This is a genomic window from Xanthobacter sp. ZOL 2024, from assembly GCF_052932325.1.
The window spans coordinates 1,198,495-1,211,464 of record NZ_CM128808.1 but is presented as its reverse complement, the minus strand read 5'-3'; the positions used below and the strand labels follow the sequence as shown (position 1 = coordinate 1,211,464).

Genomic DNA, 12,970 nt, shown 5'->3' with positions numbered 1-12,970 from the left:
GGCCCGCTTCCTGCATCGCTGGGGGGTGTCGTCGCATGTTCCGGCAGTCCGTCCCCCCGGTGCGTCGGAAACTCAAGTGTTTTCAAGGGCACGAGCCCGCCGTGTGCGGTGTCGTGTCGGGTCTAGAGGTTGCCAGATGCCGCTCTATGGCTTCCATTGTCGGGATTGCAACACGGATAGCGAGCTGCTGATCGGCATGTCGGACACGCCGCTGTGCCCCAAGTGCGGCAGCGCGCATATGGATCGCCTGATGTCGCGGATTGCCCCCGACGCCAAGCTCAAGGCTGCTGCCAAGGTGTGGCGGGCGCAGGCCCAGCGTGAGGGGCACATGAGCAATTTCGGCAAGAACGGCAGTTAGCGCCACTGGCCGTTGGCTCCGCCGGTCCGTCTGCCGGGGGCCGTCGCCGTGCCCGCTGTGGGTTGGCGGAGCTGACCCCAAGCCTCCGACCCCTTCCCAGTTCCGCTTCATCCGCGCTCCGCGCCCTCCGTTGGGCGAGGCGGTGGGCCGATTGCATGCCGCGCATGGACGGCACGCCGTTCTCCCACTAGAAGGCTAGGCGTCTTGGTGCGCCGGCGCCGGATGGACGCGCGCGGCGTGGACATCGCGGTCGGCAGGCGCGCCCTCACTTCTTCCGAGAGAGCTTCGGCACTCGCGCGCCCTGTCGCGCCGGGCGGGGGCGGTTCTCGGGCGCGGCGCGCGCGGTGGTGGAGACGGCGGAGCCCCGCAGGGCGCCCCGCCGGTCTTCGGTCCGGCCCGGCCCGCGTGGTCGCGGAGGAACAGTTGGCGCAGCAGATGGGCCGGCAGGGCACGGGTCAGCACAGCGTCGGGCAGGGCGGCCCCGCACCGGAGGACCGCGCGCCCGCCGCCGAGGACGTCCACCCAGCGTCGGCCGCAGCGGCACAGCTTCAGCCCGGAGCCGCGCGGGCCGATGACGCGCTCCCGAACGACGCGCCCGTGGAGCCGGTGGGCCACCGCAGCCGCGGGGCGGCGGCGCTGCGCGGTCTCGGCTTCCTGATCCTGGCGGCGCTGATGACCGTGCTGGTGCTGCTGCAGCAGCGGGCGGCCGGGGCCTACATGGCCGAATTCTCCGCCACCAGCCCGGCGGAGGCTGGCCACGTGGTCACCGGCCTCATGCTGGCGGACTATGTCGCCGCCGGCTTTCCCCCGCTGCTGGCTTTCATCTCCGATTTCGCCCTGCATTTCCCGCGTGTGGTGCTCGGGGCAACGCCGCCACTCTATTACCTGGCAGAGGGCGCCTGGATCCTGCTGCTGACGGCGGCCACGCCCGCCATCCTGCTGCTGCCGGCGGTGCTGACGGCGCTGCTGGTGGTCACGGCCGGTTGGGCCACCAGCCGCGCGCTGGGCATCCTGCCGGGCCTTGCCGTCGGCGCGGTGCTTATGGTGCTGCCCGTGGTGCGTGAGGCCACCATCGTTGTCGGTCTCGAGCTGCCGCTGGCGCTGCTCACCCTCTGGGCGCTGCTGGCCTACGCCGCCTATCTGGCCCGACCGGGCCGGGGCATCGCGGCCCTGTTCGGCCTGTTGGCGGCGGCGGCGGCGCTGGTGCACAGCGCGGGCCTGTCGCTGCTGCTGCTGCCGCTGATCGCCGCCCTCATCACCGGCCGGCTGGCCCTGGCGCGGCGGTTCGATTTCTGGCTGCCTTTTCTCGTCGTGCTGGTGGTGGCCGGCCCCTGGACCATCGGCACCGCGCCATTGGTGCTGAACCGGCTGCCGACGCCCCTGGGCGCCGCGGCGCTCGCGGCCCCGGGGGCGGTCGGCGCGTTTGCGGCGGCGGCCATCGGCGGGGTGCTGGCTGGCCTCGCGGTGATTGGCGGCATCGCCGGATGGGTGCGCGCGCCGCGGCATCGCCACGCCCTGGCGCCGGCGGTGCTGGCGCTCGGCGCGCTGCTGCTCGCTGCGGGGCTTGGCGTGCTGGCGGCTCCCGTCAGTCCGCAGGCGGCGCTCCCGCTCTGCGCCCCGCTGGTGATGCTGGCGGCCTTCGGCGGCATGCGCCTGCTGCAGCTGCTGACCCGCAGCTGGGGCACCCTGTCCGGGCTGGTGGTGATGCTGGTGCTGCTGCTCTGCGCCCTGCCTTCGGTGCTGGTGCCCCTCCACAAGCCGGCGGTGGGCATGGATGGGGTGGCGCAGACGTTTCTCGCCGATCCGGGCGCGCCGCGGGCCATCCTGGTGGTGGCGGACGTGGCAGGCGAGGGGGCGCTGATTGCCGCTGTGGCACAGCGGGATCGTGCCCGGCAGAGCTTCGTGGTGCCCGGGCGCATGGCGCTGGCCATCTCCGGCCGCGGGCCGGCGGCCGGGGTGCCGCTGGAGACACCGGACGATGTGCGCCCGGCACTGGAGCAACTCGGCGTGGGCTATGTGGCGCTGGCCGACTGGACCGATGCTGCCGATCCGCTCCACACCCTGCTGGCGGGGGCGATCGCTGCCGCCCCGGAGGCGTTCCGCCCCCTGGGCAGCTTCCCGCGGGCCGACGGGCGCGGCACCACCCGGCTTTACGCCCGCGTGCCGGCGAGCGGAGCGGAGTAGGGCCATGCGCGAGCTGAACGATTACGCGCCGCGCGAATGGCTGACGGGCGCGCCGCTGGCCCACCGCCTGCGCCGCCTGCGCAACCGGATGGTGGATCGCCTCTACCGTCGTCGCGCAGCGCCGGACCAGGGGGCGCTGGTGCGCCGGATTGCGGCGCATGGGGCCCCGGTGGCCTTCACGGTGGCCTTCAACATGCCGCAGGCCATCGCATTGCTGGCCGAGGCCATGACCCGTTTTGCCCCGCAGACGCTGCTGGTGGTGTGCGACAATTCCTCGGACCCGCAGGCCCGGGCGGAGATCGCCCGGCTGTGCGCCGGACGGGGGCTGCCCTATTGCAGCCTGCCGCCCTCGCCCTATCGCGGCGGCCGCAACGGCTCGCGCTCCCACGCGGTGGCGCTCAACTGGATCCTCGCCAATTTGATCCGCCCGGCGGCGCCTCCGGTGTTTGCCCTGCTCGATCATGACCTGATCCCGCTGGCGCCGGTGGATTTCGCCGCGCAAGTTGCCGGCCAGCCCTGTTACGGCATGGTGCGCGAGGCGACCCGGGGCGCGGCCTGGTACCTGTGGCCCGGCTACAGCGTGTTTGATTTCGCCGCGGTGCGTGATCTGCCCCTCGATTTCGGCACCGACACGCCCCTGACCCTGGATACCGGTGGGCAGAATTGGGGCGTGCTCTACCGCCACCTCGATCGTGCGGCCCTGACCTGGGCGCAGGTGCGGCGGGTGTTTGTGAGAGATGTGCGGACCGGCGCGCCGGAACCCCATCTGCTGGCCGATAGCTGGCTGCACGCCGGCGGCGCCGGCCACGGTTGGCGCGACGGATCATTCGAGAATGTGCGGGTCGCCTATCTGGCGGATCCCGAAGGGGTGCTGGCCCGGCTGACGGCCGCGAGCGAGCCGCCGGTGGCGCGAGGTGGAGCCTGAGCATGGCAAAGGGGCCGGAACTGCGGGCGCAGAAGCTGCGCCGGGCCAAGAAGCTGGAGCCGCTGACCCTGGCGGGTCGCATGGCGGCGGTGCCGGGGCTGCACTGGGTCAACCACGCGCGCTATGCGCTGCTGGATCGCCTGCACCGGGCGCGCGGCGCGGCCGGCCTGGTGGCCACCGTGCAGGGGCTGTGCGCGCGGCGTCCACGCACGCTGGCCCTGACCATTGCCTATAACGTGCCCGAGGCGGTGGCCCTGCTGGCGGATTCCATGGCCCGCTTCCTGCCCGATACGCCGCTGGTGGTGTGCGACAATTCCACCGAGCTGGAGGCGCGGGTGGCGCTGGCCAACATCGCGGCCGAGCGGGGCCTGTTCTATGTGTCGGCGCCGCCGGCGCTGTTCGTGCGGGCGCGCTCGGCCCGCTCCCATGCGGCGGCGGCCAACTGGGCGTTCCACAATATCGTGCGCCCGGTGGCGCCCGACAGCTTCGCCATGCTCGATCACGACCTGGTGGCGCTGCAGCCCATGGACCTCGCCGCCCATGTGGCCGACCAGCCGGTGTATGGGCTGCGGCGCTGGAGCGGCCGGGCCAAGGCCTGGTATCTGTGGCCCGGCTTCGCGGTATTCAACGGCAGCCTGGCGCGGCTGCCGCTGGATTTCGGCCCCGACCGCCTGCTGGGCACCGATACCGGCGGCCGCAACTGGTATGTGCTCTATCGCCGGCTGGACGACGACGCGCTCGCCTGGCCGAAGCTGCGCACCGTGCATGTGCCGGAAGTGGATGGCGGCTGGAGCGAGCCGAAGATGCTGGTGGACGGCTGGCTGCACGTGGGCGGCGCCAGCTATCGCGGCGGCGTCACCGCTTTGGAGGCGATCCGCCGGGCCTACGACGCGGACCCGGACGGCCTGTTCGCGCGGCTGCGCGATGCCGCGCGCTGAATGGTGGCGGGCACGGGAGGCGCAGAGAAACGGGCAATAAAAAAGGCGTCGCCGACGGGCGGCGACGCCAAATATCGTGTCGGCCTGTGACAGCCGGCGCCGTCTCACTCCGCCGCGGTGGGGGCGGGGGCGGCCTTCGTCTTCTTGATCTTGCCGTCGGCGGTGCGATCCTGGCGCTCGGCGATACGGGCCGACTTGCCGCGCCGGTCGCGCAGATAATAGAGCTTGGCGCGCCGGACCTTGCCGCGCCGCACCACCTTGATGGAATCGATCATGGGCGAATAGACCGGGAACACACGCTCCACGCCTTCGCCATAGGAGATCTTGCGCACGGTGAAGCTCTCGTTCAGGCCACCGCCGGAACGGGCGATCACCACGCCCTCGTAAGCCTGCACGCGAGAGCGCTCGCCTTCGACGACCTTCACGTTGACGATGACGGTGTCACCCGGCTGGAATTCCGGAATGGCGCGCTTTTCGGCCAGCTTGGTGGCCTGCTCCTGCTCGAGCGTCTCGATAATATTCATGTCACCAACCTTTTAGCAGCTGCCGCAGGCGGCCACGGAGCGTTCCGCGGCAGGTCCCGGCGCCACATCGTGTCGTTGTCAGTTCAGGGGACGCGGCTCCATACATGAGATTAGGGCGCGTGTCATTCCCTTTCCTTCATGGCGCTGTCACAGGCCCCGGTGCGCGCCAGCAGATCGGGGCGGCGGGCACGGGTGATGGCTTCCGCCTCGGCACGGCGCCAACGGGCGATGCGCGCATGGTCGCCGGAGACCAGCACCTCGGGAATGCCCGCGCCCTCGAACGTCTGGGGGCGGGTATATTGGGGGTATTCGAGCAGGTTGGCGGAAAAGCTCTCGTCATCACCGCTCTCGGTCTTGCCCATCACCCCCGGAATGAGCCGCACGCAGGCATCCAGCAGCAGCAGCGCCGCCGCCTCGCCGCCGGACAGCACCACATCGCCGACGCAGATCTCCTCCAGGCCGCGGGCCGCGACGATGCGTTCATCCACCCCCTCGAACCGGCCGCACAGGATGACCACGCCGGGACCGGCCGCCAGCTCGCGCACCCGCGCCTGGGTCAGCGGCCGGCCGCGCGGCGTCATCAGCAGCCGCGGCCGGGGGTCACCGGCGGGGGCGGCGGCGTCGATGGCGCGGGCCAGCACGTCGGCGCGCATCACCATGCCGGGACCGCCGCCGGCGGGGGTGTCGTCCACCGAGCGGTGGCGGTCGAGGGCATGGTCGCGGATCTGCAGGGCATCGAGGGACCACAGCCCCCGGGCCAGCGCCTTGCCGGCGAGGGCGTGGCCGAGCGGGCCGGGGAACATCTCGGGATAAAGCGTGAGGAGGCTGGCGCGAAAGGTCATGGATGGCTCGTGTTTCGCCATGGTCATGGGGGAGGCGGGCCGCAAGGTCAAATGGCGCGCGGCGTCGCGGCGCGCCGGCGGGCCCGTCGCGCTCCATTGTCTTCCCCCGCGAACAGAGCTACGAGTCGATGATCCGCCTTCCGGCGGAGGTCAGGCGCTGCGGGGGCTTCCCTTGATCGAAGTGGTGCGCGGGTCACAGGCCGCGAGGTGGCGCGGAAGCCGCAGGTTCGTCCGCTCGCATTCTTTCGCGCTGCCCTGTTTGCGACCGTGCATGCGACCCGGCATGCTTGCCCGCCGCTGTGCAGGCTGAGGAGCCGAACCCCCATCATGGCCACCAGCATGACCCGCGACCGGACGCGAATCCTGCCTTTCGCGGCGGAGATCGGCGCGCTCGGCGTTGTCTTCGGCGATATCGGCACCAGCCCGCTCTATGCCCTCAAGCAGGGCGTGCTGGCGGTGGGCGGCACCAATTTCCTCGGCGAGGACGTGCTCGGCCTGCTGTCGCTGATCACCTGGAGCATCATCCTTTCGGTCACCGTGAAATATGTGATGCTGGTGCTGCGTGCCGACAATGACGGCGAAGGCGGCATCCTGGCGCTGGTGACCCTGCTGGATCTGCACCGCAGCGCCCTGGGGCTGCGGTGGTATCTCCTGGCGGCGGGCCTCATCGGCGCCGCCATGCTCATCGGCGATGGGGTGCTCACGCCGGCCATGTCGGTGCTCTCCGCCATCGAGGGGCTGCAGGTGATCGCTCCAGAGCTGGAGCATTGGGTGGTGGTCCTCACCGTTCTGGTGCTGCTGGCGGTGTTTCTGTCCCAGCGGCTGGGCACCGAGCGCATCGCCGCTTTCTACGGGCCGGTGATGCTGCTGTGGTTCGGCTCGCTGGCGGCATTGGGGCTTTATGGCATCGTCCAGGCGCCGCAGGTGCTGGCGGGGCTCGATCCGCGCCACGGCATCATGCTGATGCTGGGCCACCCGGGGCTGGCCGGCGTCATCCTCGGGGCCTGCTTCCTGGCGGTGACCGGCGGCGAGGCGCTCTATGCGGATCTGGGCCATTTCGGCCGCCGGGTCATCGGCCGGGCCTGGCTGTTCGTGGCCATGCCGGCGCTGCTGCTCAACTATTTCGGCCAGGGCGCGATCCTGCTGGTGGATCCCAATGCGGTTCGCAACCCGTTCTACGATCTGTCACCGGACCTGTTCGACATTCCGCTGCTGTTCCTTGCCACCGCGGCGACCGTGATCGCCTCGCAATCCATCATCACCGGCGTGTTCTCCCTGGCCAAGCAGGCCATCGAGCTCGGCTATCTGCCGCCCATGCGCATCCGCTACACCTCCGAGCACAACGAGCAGCATATCTATGTGGGCCGGCTGAACTGGCTGCTCATGATCTCCTGCATCGCCGTGGTGATCGGCTTCGGCGGCTCCGAGCGGCTGGCGTCGGCCTATGGCATCGCCGTGGCGTTCGCCATGGTCACCACCTCCATCCTGTTCATCGCCCAGGTGAAGCGGTCCTGGGGCTGGCCGGCGCCGGCGGTGGCACTGATGGCGGTGTGCATGCTGACGGTGGACCTCTCCTTCGCCACCGCCAACCTCACCAAGATCCATGACGGCGGCTGGCTGCCCCTCTCCATCGCCGCAGTCATCATCTTCGTCATGGTGAGCTGGCGGCGCGGCCTGGAGGCGGTGGTGGCCCAGCAGGTGCGCTTCACCGAGCCGCTCGATGCCTTCATGGGGCGCAAGGACCGCGCCAACGACGTGGACAGCCCGCGCACGGCCATCTTCCTCTCCCGCGCCGGGGCGATGACGCCGGTGGCCCTGTCGCGTATGGCGGACCTGCTCAAGGTGCGGTTTGAAAAGTCCGTGATCGTTTCGGTGTGGATCGCCGCCCGGCCGCGCGTCTCGGTGGAAGACCGGGTGCGGGTGACCACGCTCAACGAGAATTTTGTCCGGGTGGACCTGCGTTTCGGCTACATGCAGCAGATCGACGTGCCGTCGGTGCTCGGCCCGGCCCTGAGCGCCCGGGGCATCGATCCGGATGCGGCGGTCTATGTGATCGGTCACGAGCGGATCATCCCGCCCGATGAACTGGGGCGGGTCCGCGATCTGGTGGCCCATGTGTTCGCGTTCCTGGCCCGCAATGCCGAGCGGTCGGTGGACCGCTTCGGTCTGCCGCGGGCGCGAACCGTGGAGATCGGCTATCCCGTCAAGATGTGACGACGGGCTGCCCGCAAGCTGACGCTTTTAGGGTGCTCTGTGCCGGGGCCCGGGCGCTCCGGCCGCCACGAACCGGCGGACGCCGCGACAAAAGAACGTTCACGCTACGGAAGATCCGTGCTGTTGTGAGCGCGACGACCTTTCAGGGGCGGGGGATGGTGTCGGTATGAGTCTACGGTCTGGTCTTTCAAGGGTGTGGGCGTTCCTGCGTGAGAAGGTGGGCCTGCATGGCCTGGGTTTGATCGCCAGCCTGATCGTGATCGCCTTCGCCGCGGTGGTTCTCTACCGCATGCTCCACGACCTCAAGCTCGCCGACGTGGTGAACGCGCTCACCGAGAAGAACCCCTGGCACGTGGCTGCGGCCTTCGTGCTGGTGGGCTGCGCCTATCTCACCCTCACCTTCTATGACTGGTTCGCCCTGCGCAGCATCGGCAAGGACGACGTGCCCTATCGGGTGGCGGCGCTGTCGGGCTTCTGCTCCTATTCCGTCGGCCACAATGTGGGCTTCACGGTCTTCACCGGCGGCTCGGTGCGCTATCGCATCTATTCGGCCTGGGGGCTCGGGGCCATCGACGTGGCGAAGGTCTGCTTCATCGCCGGCCTCACCTTCTGGCTTGGCAATATCGCCGTGCTCGGTCTCGGCATCACCATCCACCCGGATGCGGCCACCGCCGTGGACCAGCTGCCGCCGGCGGTGAACCGGATCATCGGCATCGGCGCCCTGGTGCTGCTGGTGGCCTATGTGATCTGGGTGTCCATGGCGCCGCGTAACATCGGCCGCTCCTCCTGGTTCGTGACGCTGCCCCACGGGCGCTCGACCCTGGTGCAGATCGGCATCGGCATCCTCGACCTCACCCTGTGCGCCTCGGCCATGTACATGCTGATGCCGGCGCATCCCTATATCGATCCGGTGTCGCTGGCGGTGATCTTCGTCACCGCCACCCTGCTGGGCTTCGCCAGCCATGCGCCGGGCGGCCTCGGGGTGTTCGACGCGGCGCTGCTGGTGGCGCTGCCGCAGTTCGACAAGGGCGAGATGGTGGGCGCGCTGCTCATCTTCCGCCTGTTCTACTACATCGTTCCCTTCGCCCTGGCGCTGACCCTGCTCGGGGTGCGCGAGCTGCGGCTGGGCACCTTCAGCCTGGGGCGCCGGAAGACTCAATGCGATGCCGAGGCGGCGGTGGATGCCGCGAGCCCCGGGACGGCGTCTCTCGCGCCCGAGCGGGTCGAGCCGTCGCGTCCGCCCCTGGGCCGGCAGGTGGCCCCCTGAGGGGCGTGCCAACCTGAGCCCGTCGCCGGAGGCCTCCGCAAAGGCGGTGTGGGGTGAGGCGGAGTGGCGCGCGGCTAGCGGGGCGCCGCCGGTGCGGGAGTGGTCACCGGCGTGGTCGGGCTGCCCATGGCGGGAAGATTCAGCAGTGCGCCCAGCTTGCCCTTGGGCACCTTGATCACCTGCAGGCCGGGCGGCAGCTGAAAGCGCGTGGGGTCCTGCGGCGCGAGATCGACACTCTGGACCTCGTAGAGCGCCCGCTTCTCGCCCTTGATCTCGGTTTCGGTGCGCAGGGCGATGCCGTCGGCGGTGATGCAGGCCACGGTGGGGGCGCGGACCTTGCGCTGGGCCGGCCCGTTGACCTGCCACAGATCGCAGCTCATGCCCGCCACCTGCGCCTGGCCCACCTTGGTGCCGGTGCCGGTCATGGCGCCCACCACATATTCCGGCGGCAGGTCCACCTCCAGCGCCATCTTCGGCAGGTTGGGGGTCATCATCACCATGCGGCTCGCCTTGAGGTCGATGATGCCGATCATGGTGCCCGGCACGTTGGGGCGGGTGACCTCCACGCGCATGCGTCCGCCGCTGTGGGACAGGTCGACGAGGCCACCGTGGAGCAGCTTGGCCTTGAGGCTGAAGTCGGCGGTGGGCATGGGCAGCGGCATGGGCAGCGGCTGGGGCAGGGATTGCGGCACCGGATCGGCCAGCGCCGCGCCGAGCCCCAGGCCCAGGGCCATTGCGGCAACCCGGCCAGGACCCTGAAAGATGCGCGTTGCGAGCATGTCCCTACCTCCTGAAGTGTTGGGCCCTCATAGCAGAGCCATGTGGCCCAATCGGTGTCATTTCCCGGCGGCGTCATCACATTGCGTGACCGAATGGGACAGGGGCCGCGGGTGAAAACGCGTCCGGTCCGGCGGCCGGTGGACAGTGTCGTAATGCCTTCGTGACAGCCGATGACCATGGGCGTTTAAGGCCTTGACGCCGATTCGCCGGAAGGCATGGTCGCAAGGTAGCTGAAAGGCGACCATCGGGGGGCGGTCGGGGAGCACCTTGGGACGATTCCGAGGTGATCCCGGGATGACTTTGGGATCGGGCCGGGCATCCTGGGGCGGCCGCAGGCACGACGGGGCGGTGGCGCCGGTGGCTCCAGGGGCCGGGAGAGATGGGGACATGAGCCAGGACATGGAGAGCTCCGCAAGTGGCGCGGCAAATGGCGCGGCAGGTGGCGCGCGGTCCCGGGCGGGGGCGCGGCTGCGGGCGCCGGCCTTCTGGATCTGGCTGGGCCTCGTCGCCCTGGTGGCGGTGGGGCTGGCGATGGACCTGCTCCATCCCACCCTGGCCTTCATGATGGGCCTGCTGCTGGTGCTGGCTCTGGTGGTGCCGCGCCCGACATCCGCGCCGCCCCCGTTCCGCACCTCGGCCGCGGCGGCCCCGCAGCCGGGCAGCGATGCCAAGGTGGAGGCGGTGGTGAGCGCGCTGCCGGAGCCGGCGCTGCTCTTGACCACGGAGGGCGAGATCGTCACCGCCAATGCGCGCGTGGGCCTGGCCATCGGTCCGGTGCGGGTGGGGGACCCCCTGTCGTTCCTTGTGCGGGTGCCGGAAGTCCTCGATGCGGTGCGGGCGGCCGCCACCGACGGGCTGCCCCGCCGCGTGGAGTTCGCCGAGCGGGTGCCCCTCGACCGTTGGCTGGAGGCCCATGTGGTGCCCCTGCACCTGGACGCCGGCGGCGACAGGCGCTCGGGCGCCTCACCAGATGCAGTGCTTTTGACCTTTCGCGATCTCACCCAGCAGCGGCGGGTAGAGCAGATGCGCGCCGATTTCGTCGCCAATGCCAGCCACGAGCTGCGCACGCCGCTGGCGTCCCTGTCCGGCTTCATTGAGACCCTGCAGGGGCCGGCGCGCAACGATGCTGCGGCCCGCGAGCGCTTTCTGGCCATCATGGCGGCGCAGGCCCGTCGCATGTCGCGACTGATCGACGACCTGCTGTCGCTGTCGCGGATCGAGCTCAACGCCCATGTGCAGCCCGAGACGCCGGTGGAGCTGGGCGCCATCGTCACCCATGTCTGCGACACCCTCTCGCCGCTGGCCGCCGACCGCGGCGTGGCACTGGAGCTGGTGGCCGATCCCGAGCGCCTGGCGGTGCGCGGCGACCGCGACGAGCTCATCCGCCTGTTCGAGAATCTGGTGGAAAATGCCCTGAAATATGGAGCCGCCGGCCAGCAGGTGCTGGTCACGGTGGGCCATGAGGCCGGGCCGAAGGGGCGGGTGGCGGTCATCACCGTGCGGGATTTCGGCCCGGGCATCGCACCCGAGCATCTGCCGCGCCTCACCGAGCGCTTCTACCGGGTGGATGTGGCCGCCAGCCGGGAGCAGGGTGGTACCGGTCTCGGCCTCGCCATTGTGAAGCATATCGTCGCCCGGCATCGGGGTCGCTTGGCGGTGGATAGCGTGCTGGGCGAGGGGGCGGCGTTCACCGTTCGCCTGGATGTTTTGCCGTAGAACTAAAAGAATCGTTTGAAAACAAGCCCCTGGTCCGTCATGTGCATGTCACGTCCACGTCATAGAACCGTGGCGCGCCGGCTTTAAGAGTCCGGCGCCCAGTGTTGCGTCACGGCCGGGGCCAGGGGTCGCCGGGATCGTCGGGCAGCAATGACATTGGCAAGGAGAGAAATCGTGAAGCTCACCACCGCTCTCGGCGCGATCGCCGTGGCTGGCACCATGTTCGCCGGCGTCGCCCAGGCCACCGACTTCAACGGTGCCGGTGCCTCCTTCCCCGCTCCCGTCTATCAGGCCTGGGGCGCGAAATATAAGGAGAAGACCGGCAACGCCCTGAACTACCAGTCCATCGGCTCGGGCGGCGGTCAGAACCAGATCATCAACCGCACCGTGGACTTCGGCGCGTCCGACGCTCCGGTTCCCGCCGAGAAGCTCGAAGCCAACAAGCTGCTGCAGTTCCCGACCGTGATCGGCGCCGTGGTGGCCACCTTCAATCTGGACGGCATCAAGAGCGGCGAGCTCAAGCTCACCGGCCCGGTGCTGGCCGACATCTACATGGGCAAGATCACCAAGTGGGATGACAAGGCGATCGCCGAGCTCAACCCCGGCGTGAAGCTGCCCAGCCAGGCCATCGTGCCGGTCTACCGGTCCGACGCCTCGGGCACCTCCTACATCTTCACCACCTATCTCTCCAGCGTCAGCGCCGATTGGAAGAGCAAGGTGGGCGCCGCCACCTCCGTGCAGTGGCCGGCCGGCTCCGGTGCCAAGGGCAACGAGGGCATCGCTTCCAACGTGAAGAACCTCAAGGGCGCCATCGGCTACGTGGAATACATCTACGCCTCGGCCAACAACCTGGTGGTGACCGAGCTGAAGAACAAGGCCGGCAACTTCGTCGCCCCGACCGTCGACAACTTCGTCGAAGCCGCTGCCGCCGCCGACTGGGCCGGCGCCAAGGACTTCGCCGCGTCCATGATCGACACCGCCGGCGCCAAGGCCTGGCCGATCGTCAGCCCCACCTATGTGCTGCTGCCGAAGAACCCCAGCAATGTGGAGGCCTCTCGCGAGGTCATGAAGTTCTTCAGCTGGGCCTATGGCAAGGACGGCGCCGAGATCGCCACCGGCCTGCACTACATCCCGCTGCCCGCCTCGGTGGTGAAGCAGGTGGAAGACGCCTGGAAGGCCGAGATCAAGGGCCCCGACGGCAAGCCGGTGCTCTGATTGATCG

11 protein-coding genes are annotated in these 12,970 nt (G+C 69.8%); 8 read left to right on the top strand and 3 right to left on the bottom strand.

Annotated elements, in window-relative coordinates:
- Window positions 1-136: 136 nt before the first annotated feature.
- The 4 genes from ACU4E7_RS05810 (at window position 137) to ACU4E7_RS05795 (ending at window position 4,405) form a co-directional block, all read left to right on the top strand.
- Window positions 137-358: an FmdB family zinc ribbon protein gene (locus ACU4E7_RS05810; protein WP_447020947.1), complete on the top strand. Its 222-nt coding sequence runs from the start codon at window positions 137-139 to the stop codon at window positions 356-358.
- A 423-nt stretch (window positions 359-781) separates the two neighbouring features.
- A complete protein-coding gene (locus ACU4E7_RS05805) occupies window positions 782-2,542 on the top strand; it encodes a hypothetical protein (protein WP_447020946.1) in 1,761 nt (586 codons plus the stop codon).
- Between the two features lie 4 nt (window positions 2,543-2,546).
- Window positions 2,547-3,467 (top strand): hypothetical protein, encoded by a 921-nt coding sequence (locus ACU4E7_RS05800; RefSeq protein WP_447020945.1) that lies wholly within the window; start codon window positions 2,547-2,549, stop codon window positions 3,465-3,467.
- Between the two features lie 2 nt (window positions 3,468-3,469).
- Window positions 3,470-4,405 (top strand): hypothetical protein, encoded by a 936-nt coding sequence (locus tag ACU4E7_RS05795; RefSeq protein ID WP_238123757.1) that lies wholly within the window; start codon window positions 3,470-3,472, stop codon window positions 4,403-4,405.
- Between the two features lie 104 nt (window positions 4,406-4,509).
- On the opposite strand, the gene rplS is transcribed toward ACU4E7_RS05795, so the two are convergent.
- Window positions 4,510-4,929 (bottom strand): 50S ribosomal protein L19, encoded by a 420-nt coding sequence (gene rplS, locus ACU4E7_RS05790; protein ID WP_238123756.1) that lies wholly within the window; start codon window positions 4,927-4,929, stop codon window positions 4,510-4,512.
- Window positions 4,930-5,051: 122 nt separating this feature from the next.
- Window positions 5,052-5,771, bottom strand: a complete 720-nt coding sequence (trmD, locus tag ACU4E7_RS05785; protein ID WP_447020944.1) for a tRNA (guanosine(37)-N1)-methyltransferase TrmD — start codon at window positions 5,769-5,771, stop codon at window positions 5,052-5,054.
- Between the two features lie 327 nt (window positions 5,772-6,098).
- Between trmD and ACU4E7_RS05780 the strand changes: the two genes are divergently transcribed.
- A complete protein-coding gene (locus ACU4E7_RS05780) occupies window positions 6,099-7,985 on the top strand; it encodes a potassium transporter Kup (RefSeq protein ID WP_238123754.1) in 1,887 nt (628 codons plus the stop codon).
- A 166-nt stretch (window positions 7,986-8,151) separates the two neighbouring features.
- Window positions 8,152-9,252: a UPF0104 family protein gene (locus ACU4E7_RS05775; RefSeq protein ID WP_447020943.1), complete on the top strand. Its 1,101-nt coding sequence runs from the start codon at window positions 8,152-8,154 to the stop codon at window positions 9,250-9,252.
- A gap of 74 nt (window positions 9,253-9,326) precedes the next feature.
- On the opposite strand, the gene ACU4E7_RS05770 is transcribed toward ACU4E7_RS05775, so the two are convergent.
- Entirely contained in the window at window positions 9,327-10,031 is a 705-nt protein-coding gene (locus ACU4E7_RS05770) for a hypothetical protein (protein ID WP_447020942.1), read from the bottom strand.
- Between the two features lie 388 nt (window positions 10,032-10,419).
- Between ACU4E7_RS05770 and ACU4E7_RS05765 the strand changes: the two genes are divergently transcribed.
- Together ACU4E7_RS05765 and pstS are read left to right on the top strand one after the other, a co-directional pair.
- Complete coding sequence (locus ACU4E7_RS05765) at window positions 10,420-11,748, top strand: ATP-binding protein (protein WP_447020941.1); 1,329 nt, start codon at window positions 10,420-10,422, stop codon at window positions 11,746-11,748.
- A 174-nt stretch (window positions 11,749-11,922) separates the two neighbouring features.
- Window positions 11,923-12,963: a phosphate ABC transporter substrate-binding protein PstS gene (gene pstS / locus ACU4E7_RS05760; RefSeq protein WP_447020940.1), complete on the top strand. Its 1,041-nt coding sequence runs from the start codon at window positions 11,923-11,925 to the stop codon at window positions 12,961-12,963.
- Window positions 12,964-12,970 lie beyond the last annotated feature (7 nt).

Coding starts and splice junctions, on each gene's coding strand:
- ACU4E7_RS05810 (WP_447020947.1), top strand. CDS start 137: ATGCCGCTCTATGGCTTCCATTGTCGGGATTGCAACACGGATAGCGAG.
- ACU4E7_RS05800 (WP_447020945.1), top strand. CDS start 2,547: ATGCGCGAGCTGAACGATTACGCGCCGCGCGAATGGCTGACGGGCGCG.
- ACU4E7_RS05795 (WP_238123757.1), top strand. CDS start 3,470: ATGGCAAAGGGGCCGGAACTGCGGGCGCAGAAGCTGCGCCGGGCCAAG.
- rplS (WP_238123756.1), bottom strand. CDS start 4,929: ATGAATATTATCGAGACGCTCGAGCAGGAGCAGGCCACCAAGCTGGCC.
- trmD (WP_447020944.1), bottom strand. CDS start 5,771: ATGACCTTTCGCGCCAGCCTCCTCACGCTTTATCCCGAGATGTTCCCC.
- ACU4E7_RS05780 (WP_238123754.1), top strand. CDS start 6,099: ATGGCCACCAGCATGACCCGCGACCGGACGCGAATCCTGCCTTTCGCG.
- ACU4E7_RS05775 (WP_447020943.1), top strand. CDS start 8,152: ATGAGTCTACGGTCTGGTCTTTCAAGGGTGTGGGCGTTCCTGCGTGAG.
- ACU4E7_RS05770 (WP_447020942.1), bottom strand. CDS start 10,031: ATGCTCGCAACGCGCATCTTTCAGGGTCCTGGCCGGGTTGCCGCAATG.
- ACU4E7_RS05765 (WP_447020941.1), top strand. CDS start 10,420: ATGAGCCAGGACATGGAGAGCTCCGCAAGTGGCGCGGCAAATGGCGCG.